Source organism: Streptomyces sp. NPDC107521 (assembly GCF_055598485.1).
The window spans coordinates 49,907-69,154 of sequence record NZ_JBVKAT010000015.1; the positions used below are offsets into that span (position 1 = coordinate 49,907).

Sequence of the window (19,248 nt, forward strand, 5' to 3'; positions counted from 1 at the left end):
GATGGGGTCACACAGCGTGTCCGAGGCCGTCACCGGCCCTCCCGCCGCCGACGACGACGAGCGGGGCACGCCTCGGCCCGGGCCGCCCTCCCGGGCGCGCCGGCCCCGGCGCGGCGTCGATGTGCCGCTGGCCGTGCTGGCGGCGATGATCGTCCTCCTGTGCGCCGTCCTCCTCGTCCCCCTGGCCGGTCTGGTCTGGGCGGCCTTCGGGCCGGGAGAGGGGTTCGGGGGCGGAGCACTGTCCCTGGACAACTTCCGTACCGTGCTGGCCTCCAGCGGTCTGGGCGGCACGCTGGTCCGGACGCTGGTGCTCGGCGTGGGCAGCGTGCTGGTGATGCTGGTCGTCGCGGTGCCCCTCGCCTGGCTCTACACGAGGACGGATCTGCGTGGCAAGACCGTGATCCTCTTCCTGGCCGCGGCCAAGATGGCGATCCCCGGCTTCCTCGTCGCCCTCGGCTACATCTTCATGTTCAACCCGAGCAACGGGATCATCAACACCTGGTGGGGCGACCTGGGCGGCGGCGCCCCGCTGAGCAACGTGTACAGCCTGAAGTGGATCATCCTGCTCCAGGGCCTCGACTTCGCCGGACCGGCGTTCTTCATGCTCGTGCCGACCCTGCGGGTCATCGACGTCAACATCGAGGAGGCGGCGGCGGTCCACGGGATCCCCCGCTGGCGTGCCGCCCTCCAGCTGCTGCTGCCGGTGGCCGCTCCCGCGATCGCCGGGGTGTCGATCTTCTTCTTCATCGTCGCGGTCGAGGTGTTCGACTACGCGGGGATGCTCGGCATGCCCTCCCGCATCACGGTCCTGTCCACCCTGATCTACCAGTACACCCAGGGCTCCACCGGCGTCCCCGAGTACGGGAACGCGGCGGCCGTGGGCCTGGGCATGGCGCTGGGGATCGGGCTGGTCATGTTCGCCTACTACCGGGCGATGCGGCGCGCCGGCCAGCTCGCCACCGTCACCGGCAAGCGCGCGGCCCGCGAGCCGATCCGGCTGACCCGGGGCGGCCGGACCGCGGCCTACGGCCTGATCGGGTCGTACGCCCTGGCCGGCGTGGTCCTCCCGGTCCTCATGCTCGTCTGGGCCTCGCTGATGCCGTATCTGAGGCCCCCGTCGGCCGAGGCGTTCGCGGACCTGTCCTTCGCCGCCTACACCGACGCCGCCTACGACCTGGGGGAGGTCCTGCCGAACACCCTGCTGCTGGTCGCCGTGGTGCCGACCGCCGCCGTCGCCTTCGCCGCGTGCGCCGGCTGGCTGGTCACCCGCACCCGGCTGCGCGGCCGGCGGGGGCTGGACGCGCTGATCATGATGACCCTCGCGATTCCCTCGATCGTGATGGCCGTGTCCTTCGTGTACGTGGGTCTCTCCGTGTACAGGTGGCTGCCGCTGTACGGCACCGCCGCCTTCCTCGCCCTCGTGGTGGCCTGCCGGTTCGTCGCGACGGCGTACCGGACGCTGCACGGCACCATGCTCCAGGTCCACCACGAACTGGAGGAGGCCGCCGCGGTCTCCGGCGTACGCCGCGGCCGGGCCTTCCTCTCCGTCGTCCTGCCCACCGTCCGCGGCAGCCTCGTCTACGCCTGGTTCTGGATCGCCCTGCTCACCCTTCGCGAGCTGACCATCACCCTGATCCTCTCCAGCGACGGGACCGACGTGATGTCCACCCGGATCTACGGCTACAGCTCGGCCGGCGAGACCAGCCTGTCCGGCGCCCTCGGGGTGATACAGCTCGGGATGATCACCGTCCTCCTCGTCGCCTTCTGCCGTGTCGCCCGGCGCCAGTCCCTCTAGGAGCCTCACCATGATCGAACTTGTAGGCGTGTCGAAGGCGTTCACCCAGGGCCGCAACCCGGTTCCGGCACTGCGCGAGGTCTCCCTGTCCGTCGACCGGGGCGAGTTCTACGTGCTGCTCGGCGCGTCCGGCTGCGGCAAGACGACGACCCTGCGCATCGTGGCGGGCCTGGAGCGCCCGGACAGCGGCTCGGTGTGGATCGACGGCCGGCAGGTCTTCGGGCGTTCCCCCGACGTGTGGGTGGGGCCCGAGGAGCGGCCCCAGGCCATGGTCTTCCAGTCCTACGCCCTGTGGCCGCACATGACGATCCGGCAGAACATCGCCTTCCCCCTGCGCCGGGGCGTCCGCCGCCCGCCGGGGCCGGAGGCCGCGGCCCGGGTCGAGGAAGCGCTCGGGCTCTTCCGGCTGACCGAGCAGGCGGACCGCAAGGTCACCCAGCTCTCCGGGGGCCAGCAGCAGCGTGTCGCGCTGGCGAGGGCCCTGGCCCTGCACCCCAAGGTGCTGCTCATGGACGAGCCCCTGTCCAACCTCGACGCCCGGCTGCGCATGGACCTGCGGCTGGAGCTGAAGGAACTCGCGCGGCGCAAGGGGATCACCTGCCTGCTGGTCACCCACGACCAGGAGGAGGCGATGATGCTCGCCGACCGCGTCGGCATCGTGCACGACGGCGCCGTCGTCCAGGAGGGCACACCGGCCGAGCTGTACGGGGCGCCGAAGTCGGAGTTCGTCGCCACCTTCCTCGACCACATGAACCTCATCCGGTCGGCCGCGGTCACCTCGTGCGACGCCTCGTCCGGCCCGGAGGTCACCGCGCGGGGCGTGCGCCTGCGCCTGGGCCCGGGCGACCATCCGCTGGGCAGCGAACTGACCCTCGGCATCCGCCCCGGCGACATCGTCGTGCTCGACGCCGACGACGAGTCGCCGTCCGCCCCCAACCTGCTGAGCGGGCGGCTGATCGACCACCACTACCTGGGCGGCCAGTACCTCTACCGGTTCGAGACCCCGCTCGGGCGGCTGAACGTCCGCTCGGCGGTCACTCCCCAGCGGTTCGCCCAGGACACGGTGCGCCTGCGGCTGCCGGCCCAGAAGCTGATCAGCATGGCCGCCGGCGGGACGCCCTGACACCCCGGAGGGCTCCGCCGCCGGGCCGGCCGCACGGCACCGCCGACGGCCGGCGCGGCCCGCGGCACCGGGCGCCCGGCCGGGCGAGGGGCACCGCGTGCGGGCGGCCCGGCGGGGCCGTCCGGGCGGGGCGGGGCCGTCCTTCCTCAGGGCTTCCTCGCGACCGCTCCGTACATGGCGATGTCGCGGCCGTCGATGCCGTCCTGCTCGGGCCCCGGGCGCCAGAGGTGCACCTGGGTGATGCCCGGTTCCTGGAGCTCCAGCCCGTCGAAGAACGACCGGGCGGTGGCGAGGTCCCGCAGCGTCATGGGCATGCCCTGCCTGCGGTAATCCTCCGCCACCCGGTGGACCTCCTCGGGCGCGAAGTCCGCGGTGCCGATGGTCATCGCCAGGTAGCTGCCGGACGGCAGCGGATCCAGCAGCCGCTGGATCAGGCGCCGGTCCTCGGGCGGCAGGATGAAGTGCATGATGCCGATCACCATCAGGCCGACCGGCCTGTCCAGGTCGATGAGTTCGTGGAACTCCCGGCTGTTCAGCACGGCGTCGGGGTCGTGCATGTCGGCTTCGACGTAGACGGTGGCGCCCTCGGGCGAGCTGTGCAGGAGGGCGCGCGCGTGGGCGAGGACGATGGGGTCGTTGTCGACGTAGACCACGTGCGACTCCGGTGCCACCTCCTGCACCACCTCGTGCAGGTTCGGCGAGGTGGGCAGCCCGGTCCCGATGTCGAGGAACTGCCGGATGCCCCGTTCCCGGGCGAGGTAGCGGGCGGCGCGGTGCATGAACCGCCGGTTCTCCAGCATGTGGACCGGGAGGGCGGGCCAGTGCTCGCACATGGCGTCGCCCGCTTCGGCGTCGACGGGGTAGTGGTCCTTGCCGCCCAGGATGTAGTCGTAGACCCGGGCGGAGTGGGCCCGTGAGGTGACGAGCCCCTGCGGCCTGCTGTTCGGAGTGTTCATGTGACACCTTCCCGCTGAGGGTGGGTACGGGTGCGTGGCGTGCTGCTCGTGCCGGGTTCGCGGTGGTCCGGGCCCGGTGGTCTTCCCACCGCTCGTGCGGGGCGGGGGGCCGATGGCGCGTTCCGCCCGCGTCATCGTTCCCTCTCCGCCCGCAGGGCGATGACGGCGATGTCGTCGCGGCGGTCGTGGACGGACGGCAGGAGTTCACGGATCAGGCTGGGCAGGGGCACTCCTCTCCGGGCCAGGGCGCCGGTGCGCTCCCGCAGGCGCCGCAGGTTGTGGCCGATGTCCGTCCCGGGCCTCTCCACGAGCCCGTCGGTGTAGAGCAGCAGGGTGTCGCCTTCGCGCATGGCCACGAAGAGGTCCGTGCGGGGGAAGGCGTCGGTGACGCAGAGGGGCGGGTCCGGGGCGGCGAGGTCGTGCAGATACCGCGGTGGCGCGCCGGCGGGGACGAACAGGGGCGGCGGGTGTCCGGCGTTCGACAGGGTGACGTCCCAGGCGTCGCCCTCCCGCCGCCGCAGGATCGCGTGGACCACCGTGACCATCGAGGGGCTGTCGAGTGCCTGGACGATGCGGTCGAGCCGGTGCAGTGTGGCCGCCGGGCTCGCCGCCGGTCCGCTGTCGAAGGCAAGGCCCCTCAGCGTGCTGTTGACCCGTCCCATCGCCATGGCCGCGTCCAGGTCGTGGCCCGCGATGTCGCCGATCGACACCGCGAGCGAGTCGTCCGAGAGCCTGACGGCGTCGTACCAGTCACCGCCGACCTCCGCGGCGGAGTCGGCCGGGTGGTACAGCGCCGTGATCGTCACACCCCCGACGTACGAGGGGGCGGCCAGGAAGGACTGCTGCAGGGTGAGGGCCGTCTCCCGGATGCCCTGCATCTCCAGCGTCCGGCGCAGCGGTCCGCTCATCTGCTGGAAGACGTCCTGAAGGAGCGCGAGGTCCGCCTCGTCCGCGGGCGGGTTCCCGCGGCAGGTCGCCGTGCTCGCCAGCGCGACGGTACGGCCGTCGACCACGACGGGCAGCAGGGCCACGCTCGTGGCCCCGGCCCGCCGGAGCCACTGGTCGGAGACGCGGGAGAAGCTGCCCTCGGGCGGGCGGCCCGCCGAGAAGGTCAGCAGCTGGGAGCGCTGGGACCGCATGGCCCGCTGCGTGGTCGGGCCCATCGTGAAGTCCCCGCTCAGCTCGGGCAGGGAGGGCAGGCCCGGGGCGAGGGCCACCCGCCCCACCGGTACCGCGGAGGGCGCGTCCCGCGCGGGCGGGGATCCGTCCGGCGTGTCGCTCTGCACGTGGAAGATGGCCACGGCGTCGGCCAGTTCGGGGACGACGGCCGCCGCGGCCGTCATGAACGCCTCGGAGAGATCGCGTGCGGCCGGTACCGACGCCATGCGGGCGAGCAGCTTCTCCCGCATCCGCGTGCGCCAGTCGTCCTCGGCGTCGGCAGCGGTGCCCACCCACTCCTCGTCCCCGCCGGGAACGGGCGCCGCGACGATCCTGACGTGCCGGTACCGGTCGGGGCTGTTCTCCAGTCGCACGCGCACGATCTCGTCGACGGGGAGCCGGCGCCGGGTGGCCCTGCGCCACACGCGCCGGAACCGTTCCCGGTCCTTCGGGTGCACCGCGTTCATCCACGAGGCCCCGCCGTCGGGTGCCCACAGCCTCTCCGGGATCCCCCGGCCCGTCAGCCGGGTGACGACGCCGTCGGCCGACATCGCCCACACCAGCTGGGGCACCGCGCCCAGGAGGGCTTCGTACCGCTTGAGGAGGTGCCTGTCCTCCACCTCGTCCCTCCTCCGCCGGGGCGTCCTCCGGCCCGCCGCTTGCGGCCCGCCGCTTGCGGCCCGCCGCTTCCGGCCCGGCGGGCGTCCGGGGCCGGTCGGACGCCCGCGGCACGGGCATCACCGCGCCCCGGTGTCGCCATCGCGCGCGTCCGGGGGACCGGGCCTCCCCATCGGTGCGCTCCCGTGGACGCGGGCGTGGGCCTTCGCGCGCGGCGTCGCCCACCACCCCCGCCGGGCCCGGCGGGTCCGTCCCGCGGCGGACACCGGACGGTCCTCTCCCCACATCCTCCGGCACTCCCGCGCATCCGGCACGGCAGCACGCCCCGGACGCCGGGGCGGTCCGGCTCCCGTCCGGGACATCGCCCCCGGCCCGGAGGCCGGCCGGACCGCCGGGGCGGGCGCGGCGTCCGGGCTGGAGCGCGCGCGGGGCCCTGTGCGGCGGCGGTCCGAGGGCTCTCCGCCGCCGCACGGGTCCGGGCCCGCCGCACGGGCCGCCGTCCATCCGGACCCGATCGGCCCGGCCCGTGACCAAGGCGCACCGCGCACCCGGTGCGCTCGTCCCCCGCTCCTGGCCGGACCGGGTCTCCGGGGCCTCCCGGTCCGGGGGCTTCGCCGGTCCGGGCCGCGTGCCCCGGCGGCCCTGTCCCGCCGGGGCACACCCGTCCCCGGCGGAGGCGGGCGGTGCCGGGCCGCGGCCAGGTCCGGCGCGGGACAGCCGCGGCTCCGGGCCCGCGGCGCCCGCCGCGCATCCCGGTCCGCCCGTCGCCCCCGCCCGTACCGGCTACGCGGCCCGCGCCACCGGTACGGGGTGGGCCGTGTGCGGGTCGGGGCGGCGGCGCAGATGGCCGTGCTGGTAGGCGAGGGCCACGGCGTGGGCCCGGTGCCGGGCCTGGAGGACGTCGAGGATGCGGCGGACGTGGCTCTTGACCGTGTTCACGCTCAGGTGCAGGCCGTCCGCGATCTCCTCGTTGCTCTTCCCCTCGGCGATGAGCCGGAGCACGTCCTGGCAGCGCCCGGTGAGGACCACCCACTCGCGCGGCTCGGGCGAGAGCCGGGCCAGCCAGCCGCGTTCGTAGCCGATGGCGACCATCCGCGCGCGTTCGCTGGTGCCCAGGCTCTTGCCCAGCCGGTCGACGTGGCGCTGCACGGTCGGCCGGGCCACGTGCAGGTGCCCGGCGATCTCGACGTTCTTGTACCCCCGGGCGACGCCCGACAGGACCTGGAGCTGTCTGCAGGTCGGCAGTACGGCCGCCTGTCCGGCCGTCCGCCCGGTGGTCCGCGGACCGGTGGTGGTCACGATGCCCCTCTCCTCTGCCGTCTCGGGAGGCGGCACGGATGCCGTCTCCCCCGTGAAGAGACCGCACGGGGACATTCCTGACGCCGTTTGACGGAACGTTTTTCCATGCCCGCCAAGGGACTTGTCCCGACGGGCTCCCGCACCCCCGGACCGCGCCCCTCCGGTACGGCCAACCCGTCCCGACCAGGCAGCTTTGCGCCCAGAAGAAAGTTGCCCGAATTCATTGCGCTCCTGGGAAGGTGCCTCCACGATGGTCTCCACGTCACACGCAGCGTGTGACGTGGAGCACGGAAGGGCACGCGATTCGTGGACATAGACCTCGAGGAGCTTGCAGCGATCATCGAGCTGCTCGACAACGCCGAGTTCACCCAGTTCCGGTTCGAGAAGGGCGATCTGCGGATCGCGGTCAGCCGGGGCGGGGCGCCGCTCGAGCCCGCCGCCCCCGCCCCCGCCGCGTCCCCGGCGCAGGCCGCGGCCCCCGAGCGGGCGGCCGCCGCCCCGGCGTCCGCCCCGGCCCCCGCGCCGGTGTCGCCCGCCCCCGCCGCCCCCGCGGCGGGCTTCGACGAGAGCTCCCTCGCGGCCGACGAGACCCTGGTGCGGGCCCCGCTGCTCGGCACCCTCTACCGCGCCCCGAAGCCGGGCGAGCCGCCCTTCGTCGAGGTCGGCGACAAGGTCGAGGCCGACTCGGCGCTGTGCATCGTCGAGGTCATGAAGCTGATGAACTCCGTGACCGCGGGCGTGTCCGGCGAGGTCACCCGGATCCTCGCGGCCGACGCGGAGCTGGTCGAGTTCGGCCAGCCGCTCTTCGTGATCCGGCGGCTGCCGTGACGCACCGGATCTTCATCGCCAACCGCGGCGAGATCGCCGTCCGGATCATCGAGGCCTGCGAGCGGCTCGGGTTCGAGACCGTGCTCGGCGTCTCCAGCGCCGACACCACGACCCTGGGCGCCCGCCGCGCCACCCGCTCCGTCGTCCTCGGCGGCCCGCAGTCCCGCGACAGCTACCTGTCCGTCGCCGGTGTCGTGCACGCGGCGGTCGAGACGGGCTGCACGGCGCTCCACCCCGGCTACGGCTTCCTGTCCGAGCGCGCGGACCTCGCCCGTGCCTGCGCCGAGAACGGCATCGTCTTCATCGGCCCCTCGCCCGAGGCCCTGGAGTCCCTGGGCGACAAGCTCAGCGCCCGCGCCATGGCGACCCGCCTGGGGGTGCCCGTCTCCCCCGGCGGCACGGCCACCTCGCTGCGGGAGGTCGAGCGGCTGGGTGCCGAGGTCGGCTTCCCGATCCTGGTCAAGGCCGCCCACGGCGGCGGCGGACGCGGCATGAAGCTGGTCACCACCCCCGAGGACCTCGCCGAGGCATGGGCGCTGGCCTCCTCGGAGGCCGAGGCCGCCTTCGGTGACGGCACCGTCTTCCTGGAGCGCTACGTCGCCGACGCCAAGCACGTCGAGGTCCAGATCCTCGGCGACCGGCACGGCCACCACGTCCACCTGGGCGAGCGGGAGTGCTCGGTGCAGTACCGCTACCAGAAGGTGGTCGAGGAGTCGCCCTGCGCCGCCCTCGACGCGGCCACCCGCGACGTCCTGACCACCAGCGCGCTCGCGATAGCCCGCGAGCTGGACTACGTCGGGCTGGGCACCGTGGAGTTCCTCTACGACGTGGCCCGCGGCGAGGTCGCCTTCCTGGAGGTCAACCCGCGCCTCCAGGTCGAGCACCCGGTGACGGAGCAGGTGACCGGTGTCGACCTGGTCCGCGAGCAGATCCTGGCCGCGCTCGGCGAGCCGCTCTCGGTCACCCAGGACGACATCACCGTCACCGGCCACGCCATCGAATGCCGCATCACCGCCCAGGACCCGGCCCGTGACCTGCTGCCCAGCCCCGGCCCCGTCACGCACTGGCGGCCGCCCGCGGGCGGCGGCATCCGCCTGGACACCCACATCTACCAGGGCTACGTGTTCCCGCCCTACTACGACGCCCTGATGGCCAAGCTCATCACCTGGGGCACCGACCGCGAGGCGGCCCGCACCCGCATGGAACAGGCCCTGGCCGGCTTCGGCATCGGCGGCCCGGTGACCTCCCGCGACCTGCTCGCCCGGATCATCGCCCACCCCGACTTCGCCGACGACTCGGTCACCACGCACTGGCTCGCCGACACCATCCTCACCGGGGGGTCCGCATGACCGCCGTCAGCCTCGTCGACGTCACCATCCGCGACGGCAACCAGAGCCTCTGGGGGGCCGTCGGCATCACCCGGCGCATGATCGAGGCCATGGCGCCCGACCTCGACCGGGTCGGCTACCGGGCCGTCGAGCTGGCCAGCAGCACCCTGCTCGCCACGTCGGTGCGCTTCCACCAGGAGGACCCCTGGGAGACGCTGCGGACCGCCAAGCGGCTGATGCCCCGCACGCCCCTGGCGTTCCTCACCACCGGCAAGCGGTTCATCACCTTCTACCGCACCCCCGAGTCCCTCTTCGAACTCGCCTTCACCCTGCTGGTCCGCAACGGCGTCAGCCGCCTGTGGGTGGTCGACCCCATGCACGACATGGAGGGCGCCCGGCGCATGGCGGAGATGGCCAAGCGCGTCGGCTTCACCGACGTGGTCGCCGGGATCTGCTACACCAACAGCCCCGTCCACACCGACGACTACTACGCCGCCAGGATCGCCGAACTCGACGCCTGCGCCGCGATCGACAGCGTCTACCTCAAGGACCCGGCCGGCCTGCTCACCCCCGAGCGGCTGCGCTCCCTGGTCCCCGGGCTCCGGTCCTCCCTGCGGCGGCTGCGCCTGGACGAGATCCACAGCCACGCCACCACGGGACTCGCCCCGCTGACCCTGCTGGAGGCCGCCGACCTGGGCATGACCAAGCTGCACTGCGCCCTGCCGCCGCTGGCCAACGGCACCTCGCACCCCGCGGCCCCCCAGCTCGTGCGCAACCTGCGGGCCCGCGGCCACGAGGTCGACGTCGACACCGACGCGATGGAACGGGCCTCGGCCTACCTGCGGCGGCAGGCGAGGACCAAGCGGCTGCCCGTCGGCGCGCCGATGGAGTACGACGAGGCGTACCACCGCCACACCATCCCGGGCGGCGTCCAGTCGACGCTCTCCCGCCAGCTGCGCGAGCTGGGCCGCCCCGAACTGTTCGACGCGGTCATCGAGGAGTCCGTCGAGGTCCGCCGCGACCTGGGCTGGCCGATCGTGATGACCCCCTTCGCCCAGTACATCGTCACCCAGGCGACCCTGAACGTGATCACGGGCGAGCGGTACAAGCAGCTCAGCGACGAGGTCATCGACCTGCTGCGGGGCGACTTCGGGCCGCTGCCGGGCGAGGTCGACCAGAACCTCCTCGACCGGGCGACGGCCACCCGCCGGGGCCGGCTGCCCGCCTCCGACGGCAAGGAGGAGGTGACCCTCGCCGACCTGCGCCACCGCTTCGGCGAGAACCTCACCGACGAGGAACTGCTGCTGCGGGCGGTCATGCCCGGCGAGCAGGTCGACGCGATGGTCGCGGCACGCCGGGAGTCCCCGGCCGCCGTCCTCAAGGGCCTGCTGCGGACCGCCGAGCGGCGCCCCGGCCTGAGCATGTCGGTCAGCAGCGGCACCACCCGGTTCACCCTCGAACGCGCACCGGAGGCGTCGTCATGACCTCACTGGAGCGGATCCGCGGCTGGGTCCTGGACGTCGACGGCTGCCTGGTCCGCACGAGCCGGGCCGGCGGACGGGGCGGCACCGCCCTTCCCGGCGCGGCCGGGCTCCTGGCCGCGCTCCGGGCCGCGGGGCACCGCGTGATCGTGTGCACCAACGCCTCGGAGAAGGCCCCCGCCGCCTACGCCGACCACCTGCGCTCCATCGGCCTGCCGGTCGAGGACGCCGCGTTCGTCACGGCCGGCAGCGCCACCGTCGACCACATCCACGCCCACCACCCCGGCGCCCGTGTCCTCGCCGTCGGCGACGAGGGGCTCACGGTGCCGCTGCGCGAGACGGGCATCACCCGGGCCGGTGCGGACGACGCCGAACCCGCCGACGTCGTCGTGGTCGGCGCCGCCTCCTCGTACTCCGCCGCCGACCTCAGCGCCGCCGCCCTCGCGGTCGACGCCGGGGCCGCCTTCTACACCACCGTCGGCTCCGCCTGGTTCCACGGCGGCCTCGGCCGCTCGCTGGCCGTCTCGGGGGCCGTCGCGGCCAGCATCACCTGGGCCACCGGCACCGCCCCGGCCGTGGGGGGCAAGCCGTCCCCCGTCCTGGCCGCGTCGTTGCTGCGGCGGCTGGCCCTGCCCCCCGACCAGGTCGCCGTGGTCGGCGACGCGGTCGCCGAGATCGCCCTCGCCCGCCACATGGGCGCCCGGTCGGTGACGGTGCTCAGCGGCGCCCTCACCCCCGCCGACCTCGACCGCATGACCCCGGACCAGCGCCCCGACCTCGTCCTGGACGACGTCGCGGAGCTCCACCGCCGTCTGGGCCCCTCCCAACCCGTGTCACAGCAAGGAGTCTTCTCATGAGCGGTGAGGTTTCGCGCTTCCCCTTCTTCCACGAGACCCCGGCACCCGAGGGCGCCGAGGGGTGGGAGTCGATGTACCCCTACTACCTGCTCCCCCGCGAGGAGACCCGCGACTGGGAGGACTCCGTCCTCTGGTTCGCCGACACCATGCACTGGTCGCGCGGCGTCCACCCGTTCGACAGCATCGGCGCCGAGGCGGTCTACCTCGGCGCGGGCCAGAACAGCACCCGCATCTTCGTCCTGCCCACCTCGCTCGGCCTGGACGTCCGCGTCCACAACGGCTACGTCTACATCGCGGGCGTGCCGGTCACCGACCCCGAGGAGGTCCGGCGCCGTGCCGTCCTCTTCCAGGAGCGGGCCGGCCACTACTACGCCAACTGGGACGAGCTGTACGCCAAGTGGAAGACCAAGGTGACCGACGCGGTCGCCCGCATGAGGACGATCAGCTTCCCGCCCCTGGGTGAGCTGGACCCGGTGGAGGTCGTCACCGAGGCCCGCGGCCGTTCCACCTCGTGGGACATCATCGCCAACTACCACCGGCTCATCGACGAGTTCTTCCTGGTCTGGCAGTACCACTTCGAGTTCCTCAACCTCGGCTACGGCGGGTACATCGTCTTCTTCCAGTTCTGCAAGCAGGCGTTCCCGCAGATCACCGAGCAGGAGGTCGCCCGCCTCGTCGCCGGTGTCGACGTCCTCGCCTTCCGGCCGGACGACGAACTGCGCGAGCTGGCCCGCAGGGCCGCGGACCTGGAGCTGGTGGACGTCCTGTCGGGCCCCGGGACGGCCGGCGAGAAGTTCGCCGCCCTCGCCCTGAGCGAGAACGGCCGGACCTGGCTCAAGGCCTACGAGGACGCCCGGGAGCCGTGGTTCAACTACTTCGCGGAGTACGGCTTCACCCACGACCAGGACACCTGGAACTCCAACCCCGAGATCCCCCTCCAGGGCATCGCCCGCTACGCCGCCCGCATCCGCGCCGGCGAGGACATCGCCCGCCCCGTCGAGCGGCTCTCCCGCGAGCGCGACGAGATCGTCGCCGAGTACCGCGGTCTCCTCAGCCCCCAGGAGCAGGCCCAGTTCGACGAACTGCTCGGCCTCGCCCGCAAGGTGTTCCCGTTCATCGAGGAGCACAACATCTACGTCGAGCACTGGACCCACACCGTCTTCTGGGAGAAGGCCTGGGAACTCGGCGACTTCCTCGTCTCGGCCGGGTTCGCCACCGCCCGCGACGACGTCTTCTACCTCAACCGCTTCGAACTCGACCAGGTCCTCGCCGACGTCGTGCAGTCCTGGGCGATCGGCGTGGAGGTCCGCGGCAGGAAGAAGTGGGCCGACGTCATCGCCCGCCGCCGCCCGATCGTCGCCGCCCTCCAGGCCCGGACCGCCCCGCCCGCCTACGGCATCCCGCCCGAGGAGGTCACCGACCCGTTCGCGGTGATGAACTACGGCGTGACCACCGACCGGGTCAGGGAGTGGCTCGGCGCGTCCGACGGGTCGGCCACCACCCTCACCGGCATACCCGGCGGCCCGGGTGTCGTCGAGGGCCCGGTGCGGGTCCTGCGCACCGAGAAGGACCTCGCCCTGCTGCAGCCCGGCGAGATCCTGGTGGCCCCGATCACCGCCCCCTCCTGGGCCGCCGCCTTCTCGGTGGTCACCGGCGTCATCACCGACATCGGCGGCATGATGAGCCACGCCGCCATCGTCTGCCGCGAGTACGGCGTGCCCGCCGTCGTCGGCACCGGCTTCGCCACCGCCAACCTCACGACCGGCCAGCGCGTCCGCCTCGACGGCAACACCGGCACCGTGACCATCCTGGAGGACACCCCGTGAGCGCGCCCGTCCTGACCCGCAGCACCTTCATCCTGCCCTTCTCCGACCCGGGCTGCCTCGACGCCCGCGCCGTCGGCGGCAAGGGCAAGGGGCTGGCGGAGATGACCCAGGCGGGACTGCCCGTCCCGCCCGGCTTCACCGTCTCCGCCGCCGCCTACCGGGACTTCCTCGACCGCGGCGGACTGCGCGAGCGGATCACCGCCCTCGTCGCCGGGGTCGACCTCCGCGACGCCGCCTCCGTGGAACGCGTCTCCGGGACCCTGGAGGACCTGCTCACCGCCCAGCCGCTGCCCGACGAGCTGGCCGCCGAGATCACCACCGCCTACCACGCCCTGTGCGACCAGCTCGGCGTGCCCGGCCTGGCCGTCGCCGTGCGCTCCAGCGCCACCGCCGAGGACTCCGTCGCCGACAGCTTCGCCGGCGAGTTCGAGACCTGGGTCGACATCACCGGCGCCGACGACGTCCTCGCGCACGTCCACCGCTGCTACGCCAGCGTGTACGCGAGCCGCGTCCTGCACTACGCCCTCGAACGCGGCGTCGACCTCGCGGGCGTCGAGATGGCCGTCGTCGTCCAGAAGGTGGTCCGCGCCCGCTCCGCCGGCGTCATGTTCACCCTGGACCCCATCACCGGCGACCGCTCCCGCATCGTGCTGGAGTCGAGCTGGGGCCTGGGCCTGTCCGTCGTCGGCGGCGAGGTCACCCCCGACCGCTACACCGTCAGCAAGGTCGGCCTGAACCTCCAGGACAAGGTCCTGGGCGCCAAGCGCGTGGAGTACCGCGACGGCAGCGGCCCGGTCCCCGTCGCGGAGGACCGCCAGCGGGAGTTCTGCCTGCGCGACGAGGAGGCACTGGCCCTGGCCGCCCTCGCCAAGACCGTCGAGAGGCAGCACCGGGCCCCCCAGGACATCGAGTTCGCCGTCGACGAGGACCTGCCCGACGGCCAGAACCTGCTCCTGCTGCAGTGCCGCCCCGAAACGGTGTGGAGCGGCAGGGAGCGCGCACCGCGATTCGACGGGGCGGCGGGACTGATGTCCTGGATCTCCGGCAGCATCAGCTCCGCCGCCTCCGGACAGGCACCCCGGGAGGCCGGCCATGACCACGGCTGACGACACCGCACCCGCCCGCCCGGCCCCGCCCGCCCTGCTGAGCGAGCCCCCCGCCGGGATCCGCGGACGCTCCCGGATCGGCCACTACCTGGACTGGCTCGAACGCGAACGCGGACTCTCCTTCGCCACCTACGACGAGCTGTGGACGTGGTCGGTGACCGACCTCGAAGCGTTCTGGTCGTCCGTCTGGGACCACTTCGGGGTCGTCTCGCACACCCCCCACCAACGGGTCCTGGGCTCCCGGGAGATGCCCGGCGCCCAGTGGTTCGAGGGCGCCACCCTCAACCTCGCCGAGCACATGCTGCGCCACCACGACCTGGACGACGAGACCGCGGTCATCGCCGTCTCCCAGACCCGCCCCGACATCGAGCTCACCTTCGGCGAGGTCCGCGAACAGGTCCGCCGGGCCCAGGCCGGGCTGAAGGCGCTCGGCGTCCGGCGCGGCGACCGGGTCGCCGCCTACCTGCCCAACATCCCCGAAACGATGATCGCCTACCTGGCCACCATCAGCCTGGGCGCGGTCTGGGCGAGCTGCGCCCCCGAGTTCGGCGCCACCGGCGTCCTGGACCGGTTCCGGCAGATCGAGCCGAAGGTCCTCCTGACCGTCGACGGCTACCGGTACGGCACCAAGCGGATCGAACGGGCCGACGAGGCACGGGAGATCCGCGCCGGGCTGCCCTCGGTCGAGCACGTCGTCCACGTGCCCTACCTGGGCCTGCCCATCGAGGACTCGGTGAGCTGGGAGGAGCTGCTCGGCGGGCCCCTCGGCCCGGACGCGCCCCTGGAGTTCGAGGCCGTCCCCTTCGACCACCCGGTCTCGGTCCTGTTCACCTCCGGGACCACCGGCCAGCCCAAGCCCATCGTCCACGGCCACGGCGGCCTGCTGCTGGAGCACCTCAAGAACCACGCCCTGCACTGGGACCTGGGCACCGGCGACCGGCTGCTGTGGTTCACCACCACCGCGTGGATGATGTGGAACGCGCTCGTCTCCACCCTGCTGGTGCGCGCCGGCATCGTCATGATCGACGGCGACATCACCCATCCCGACACCTCCCAGCAGTGGCGGCTGGCCGAGCGCACCCGGCCGACCGTCATGGGCATCAGCGCCGGGCTGCTCATGCAGGGCCGCCGCGAGGGCCGCCACCCGGCCAAGGAGTTCGACCTCGGCTCGCTCCACCAGCTCGGCGTGGTCGGCAGCCCGCTGCCCCCCGAGGGCTACCAGTACGTGTACGAGCAGTTCGGCGACGAGGTGCTCCTCAACGTCGGCAGCGGCGGCACCGACGTCTGCTCCGGCATCGTGCAGGCCAACCCCCTGAGCCCGGTCTGGCTCGGGGAGATGTCCGGCCGCAGCCTCGGGGTGGACGCGCACGCCTTCGACGACCACGGCCGGCCGGTCGTGGGCGAACTCGGCGAACTGGTCATCACCTCGCCCATGCCGTCCATGCCGGTCGGCTTCTGGGGCGACACCGACGGCAGCACCTACCGGGCCGCCTACTTCGACGTCTACCCCGGCGTGTGGCGCCACGGCGACTGGATCCGCTTCAGCGGGACCGGGAGCTGCGTCATCACCGGCCGCTCCGACGCGACCCTCAACCGCGGCGGGGTGCGCCTGGGCACGGCGGAGTACTACCGGGTGGTGGAGGGCATGCCCGAGGTCTCCGACAGCCTCGTCGTCCACCTGGAGGACCCCGACGGGGGCGCGGGCGAGCTGCTGCTCTTCGTCACCCCCGCCGACGGCGCCGTCCTCGACGACGCGCTGCGCGGACGCATCCGCACCGCCATCCGCACCCGGCTCTCCCCCCGGCACACTCCCGACGGCATCGTCGCGGCGCCGGCCATCCCGCGCACCCGGACCGGCAAGAAGCTCGAACTGCCCATCAAGCGCATCCTGGCCGGCAGCCCGGCCGCGACGGTCCTCGACCCCGACGCCGTCGACGACGCGGAGGCGCTGGCGTTCTTCGCGGCGATCGGAGCGGACCGGTGACCCGTTACGAACCGCGCATCGACGTCGACGCCCTCACGGCGCTCGACTTCCACGCCCACATCGAGACCGACGGCCACGGCCACTACGCCCTCGACCAGGAACTCCTGGACGCCTCCGCCGCGTACTTCCGCGGCGGCCAGGACCGCACCCCCACCCTGGAGACCATCGCCGGCATCTACCGCGAACGCCGCATGGCGGCCGTCGTGTTCACCGTCGACGCGAGCACCTTCCTCGGGCGGCCCGCGCTGTCCAGCGAGGAGATCGCCGAGTCCTGCGCCGCGCACGCCGACGTCCTCGTCCCCTTCGGCTCCGTCGACCCCCACCACGGGGCGGAGGCGGTGAAGCGGGCCCGGCGCCTGGTCGTGACCCACGGGGTGCGGGGCTTCAAGTTCCACCCGAGCCTGCAGGCCTTCGACCCCTCCGACCGCGCCCACTACCCGCTCTGGGACGCCCTCCAGGAGCTCGGCGTCATCGCCCTCTTCCACACCGGGCAGACCGGCATCGGCGCCGGCCTGCCCGGCGGGCGGGGCATCAAGCTCCGCTACTCCGACCCGATGCTCGTGGACGACGTCGCCGCCGACTTCCCGCACCTCGACATCGTCCTCGCCCACCCGTCGGTCCCCTGGGTCGACTCGTCCCTCTCCATGGCGACGCACAAGGCCAACGTGCACCTCGACCTGTCCGGCTGGTCGCCGAAGTACTTCCCGCCCCAGCTGGTGCGCCAGGCCCGGACGCTGCTCCAGGACAAGATGCTCTTCGGGTCCGACCTGCCGGTGCTCATGCCCGACCGGTGGTGCGCGGACTTCGAGAGGCTGGAGATGCCCGAACCGGTCCGCCACAAGATCCTCAAGGGGAACGCCGTGCGCCTGCTGGGACTCGGGGGGACGAGGTGAGCGAGCCGCCGGGCCAGCCGCCGATCGAGTCGGTCGACCGCGCGCTGCGGCTGCTGACCATCCTCCACGACGGCACCGAACTCAGCGCCACCGACGCCGCCCAGCGGCTCGGTGTCGTCGTGTCGACCGCCTACCGGCTGCTCTCGTCCCTGGTCTACCGCGGCTACGCGGTCCAGGGCCGCGACCGCCGCTACCGCCTCGGCCCCGCCCTCGTGCCCGCCTCCGCCACGCCCCTGACCCTCGGCGGGCTGCGGGCCCTGGCCCACTCCTCCCTGGAGACGCTGCACGAGCGCACGGGCGAGACGGTCCAGCTCATGGTGCTGGAGCGGCGCAGCATCCGCTTCGTCGACGGGATAGAGAGCGAACTGCCGCTGCGGGTCGGGGTCCGCAACGGCGAGAAGATGCCGGCGCACTGCTCGGCCGGCGGCAAGGCGCTCCTCGCGGCGATGAGCAACGCCGACCTGGACCGCCTCTACCAGACGGGGCTGCCGGTCTGGCCCACCGCCAAGCTCGGCGACCTCGGCACCCTGAAGCGGCAGCTGGTCCGGGTACGGCAGCAGGGCTACGGCCGCAACGACGAGGAGACGGAGCAGGGGGTCAGCGGCATCGGCATGGCCGTCACGGGTGTGCTCGGGCAGCCCGTCGCCGCCATCACGGTGGCCGTCCCCACCGCCCGGTTCACCCGTGACCACATCGACGCCTGCCTCACCGCGCTCGGCGCCGCCGCGGCCGGGACTGCCGACCGGCTGCGCAGCGCCGCCTCGGCCGGCTCCCCGCCGGCCGCGGCGGACGGCGCCGGCCCGGTGGAGGGCATCGGCCCGGTGGACGGCGTGGACCCGGTGGACGGCGGCGCGGAACGCGCGCCGGCCGTGCGACCGGTGCGTACGGTACATCCAGAAGGAGATATCTGATGACTCTTCAGGGCAAGAGGACACTGGTCACGGGAGCGGGCCGGGGCATCGGCCGCGCCATCGCCCTGGCCTACGCGGCGGAGGGCGCCCGGGTGGCCGTGGCGGACATCGACGACGCGGCCGGCGAGGAGACGGTCGCGCTGATCGGCGGCCTGGGGGGCGAGGCGTTCTTCGCGCACACCGACGTCACCTCCGAGGCGGACCAGAAGGCCCTGGTCGACGCGGTCGTCGCGGCCTGGGGCGGTCTGGACGTGGCCTGCAACAACGCGGGGGTCGCGCCGCCGATGACCCCGCTGGCGGAGATCACGCCGGAGCTCTGGCACCGGGTCATCGACGTGGACCTGACCGGGGTCTTCCTCGGGGTCGTCCACCAGCTCCCCGCCATGCTCGCCGCCGGGGGCGGGACGATCCTCAACATGGGCAGCATCCTCAGCCGGGTCGCCTTCCCGGGGCTGACCCCCTACACGGCGGCCAAGCACGGCGTGGACGGGATCACCCAGCAGATCGCCCTCGAGTACGCCGCCCGGGGCATCCGCGCGGTCACCATCGGCCCCGCCTTCATCCGCACCGGCCTGGAGGCCGCCCTCGAACCCGCCGTGCGGGCCGACCTGGACGCCCAGCACCCGGCGGGGCGCATGGGTGACCCGGAGGAGGTCGCGAAGGCGGCCGTGTTCCTCGCCGGCGACGGCGCCTCCTTCATCAACGGCGCCTATGTCCCCGTGGACGGGGGCTTCCTCACCCGGTAGCCCCCGCGGCGCGCGCCGGTGCGGCCGGTGCGCGCCCGGCGCGGACGCCGCGCCGGGCGCGGCGCGGCCCCCCGGCGCGGTCCCCCGCCGGGGGACCGCGCCGTTCGGCCCGCTCGGGGCGCGGCCCGTCGGCAGGGACCGGGCGGTGCGGAGCGGTGTCCCGTCCGCCGCCGGATCGCGTGCGCCCGCGAGGCCGGTGCGGAACGGCGAGGCGTCCTCGACCGGCATCAGGAACCTGCGCCCGGGCCCGGCAGGCCTCCCCGGCCGGGTGCGGCGCCCGTTGGTCCGGGCGGGTGGCGATCCCTTCTCCCGGTATCCCGTGCGAAGCGGGCGGACGGC

The 19,248-nt window shown here is 73.6% G+C and carries 15 protein-coding genes; 12 read left to right on the top strand and 3 right to left on the bottom strand.

What is annotated here, in order from left to right; all coding sequences use genetic code 11:
• Position 1 precedes the first annotated feature (1 nt).
• Together ACZ7LB_RS21940 and ACZ7LB_RS21945 are read left to right on the top strand one after the other, a co-directional pair.
• Positions 2-1,795 (top strand): ABC transporter permease, encoded by a 1,794-nt coding sequence (locus ACZ7LB_RS21940; protein WP_471470469.1) that lies wholly within the window; start codon positions 2-4, stop codon positions 1,793-1,795.
• 10 nt (positions 1,796-1,805) lie between these two features.
• Positions 1,806-2,918 carry an ABC transporter ATP-binding protein gene (locus tag ACZ7LB_RS21945; RefSeq protein WP_471470470.1) on the top strand — a complete coding sequence of 371 codons (1,113 nt, stop codon included), beginning with the start codon at positions 1,806-1,808 and terminating at the stop codon, positions 2,916-2,918.
• A gap of 146 nt (positions 2,919-3,064) precedes the next feature.
• Here ACZ7LB_RS21945 and ACZ7LB_RS21950 read toward each other — a convergent pair whose 3' ends face one another.
• The 3 genes from ACZ7LB_RS21950 to ACZ7LB_RS21960 all read right to left on the bottom strand — a co-directional run bounded on the left by ACZ7LB_RS21950 (position 3,065) and on the right by ACZ7LB_RS21960 (position 6,949).
• On the bottom strand, positions 3,065-3,874 hold the full coding sequence (locus tag ACZ7LB_RS21950) for an SAM-dependent methyltransferase (protein ID WP_471470471.1): 810 nt from the start codon (positions 3,872-3,874) through the stop codon (positions 3,065-3,067).
• A 131-nt stretch (positions 3,875-4,005) separates the two neighbouring features.
• Entirely contained in the window at positions 4,006-5,652 is a 1,647-nt protein-coding gene (locus ACZ7LB_RS21955; protein WP_471470473.1) for a PP2C family protein-serine/threonine phosphatase, read from the bottom strand.
• Between the two features lie 781 nt (positions 5,653-6,433).
• Positions 6,434-6,949, bottom strand: a complete 516-nt coding sequence (locus ACZ7LB_RS21960) for a helix-turn-helix transcriptional regulator (RefSeq protein WP_471470474.1) — start codon at positions 6,947-6,949, stop codon at positions 6,434-6,436.
• Positions 6,950-7,255: 306 nt separating this feature from the next.
• Here ACZ7LB_RS21960 and accB point away from each other — a divergent pair, with 306 nt between their 5' ends.
• From accB to ACZ7LB_RS22010, 10 genes are read left to right on the top strand one after another with little or no spacing between them, the layout of a single operon-like run.
• A complete protein-coding gene (gene accB / locus ACZ7LB_RS21965; RefSeq protein ID WP_471470475.1) occupies positions 7,256-7,777 on the top strand; it encodes an acetyl-CoA carboxylase biotin carboxyl carrier protein in 522 nt (173 codons plus the stop codon).
• On the top strand, positions 7,774-9,126 hold the full coding sequence (locus ACZ7LB_RS21970; RefSeq protein ID WP_471470476.1) for an acetyl-CoA carboxylase biotin carboxylase subunit: 1,353 nt from the start codon (positions 7,774-7,776) through the stop codon (positions 9,124-9,126). Before accB ends, ACZ7LB_RS21970 begins: the two co-directional genes overlap by 4 nt.
• A complete protein-coding gene (locus tag ACZ7LB_RS21975; RefSeq protein ID WP_471470477.1) occupies positions 9,123-10,589 on the top strand; it encodes a biotin carboxyl carrier protein in 1,467 nt (488 codons plus the stop codon). The genes ACZ7LB_RS21970 and ACZ7LB_RS21975 overlap by 4 nt, the downstream gene beginning before the upstream one ends.
• Complete coding sequence (locus tag ACZ7LB_RS21980; RefSeq protein WP_471470478.1) at positions 10,586-11,443, top strand: HAD-IIA family hydrolase; 858 nt, start codon at positions 10,586-10,588, stop codon at positions 11,441-11,443. Before ACZ7LB_RS21975 ends, ACZ7LB_RS21980 begins: the two co-directional genes overlap by 4 nt.
• Positions 11,440-13,269, top strand: a complete 1,830-nt coding sequence (locus ACZ7LB_RS21985) for a PEP-utilizing enzyme (RefSeq protein ID WP_471470479.1) — start codon at positions 11,440-11,442, stop codon at positions 13,267-13,269. The genes ACZ7LB_RS21980 and ACZ7LB_RS21985 overlap by 4 nt, the downstream gene beginning before the upstream one ends.
• Positions 13,266-14,375 carry a PEP/pyruvate-binding domain-containing protein gene (locus ACZ7LB_RS21990; RefSeq protein WP_471470480.1) on the top strand — a complete coding sequence of 370 codons (1,110 nt, stop codon included), beginning with the start codon at positions 13,266-13,268 and terminating at the stop codon, positions 14,373-14,375. The genes ACZ7LB_RS21985 and ACZ7LB_RS21990 overlap by 4 nt, the downstream gene beginning before the upstream one ends.
• The gene (locus ACZ7LB_RS21995) at positions 14,362-16,359 is read left to right on the top strand and encodes an acetoacetate--CoA ligase (RefSeq protein WP_471470481.1); all 1,998 of its coding nucleotides are present in this window, start codon (positions 14,362-14,364) and stop codon (positions 16,357-16,359) included. The genes ACZ7LB_RS21990 and ACZ7LB_RS21995 overlap by 14 nt, the downstream gene beginning before the upstream one ends.
• Positions 16,360-16,376: 17 nt before the next feature.
• Positions 16,377-17,252 (top strand): amidohydrolase family protein, encoded by an 876-nt coding sequence (locus tag ACZ7LB_RS22000; protein WP_471470630.1) that lies wholly within the window; start codon positions 16,377-16,379, stop codon positions 17,250-17,252.
• Positions 17,249-18,163: an IclR family transcriptional regulator gene (locus ACZ7LB_RS22005; protein WP_471470482.1), complete on the top strand. Its 915-nt coding sequence runs from the start codon at positions 17,249-17,251 to the stop codon at positions 18,161-18,163. Before ACZ7LB_RS22000 ends, ACZ7LB_RS22005 begins: the two co-directional genes overlap by 4 nt.
• Positions 18,163-18,909, top strand: coding sequence for an SDR family NAD(P)-dependent oxidoreductase (locus ACZ7LB_RS22010; RefSeq protein ID WP_471470483.1), 747 nt, complete (start codon positions 18,163-18,165; stop codon positions 18,907-18,909). The genes ACZ7LB_RS22005 and ACZ7LB_RS22010 overlap by 1 nt, the downstream gene beginning before the upstream one ends.
• Positions 18,910-19,248 lie beyond the last annotated feature (339 nt).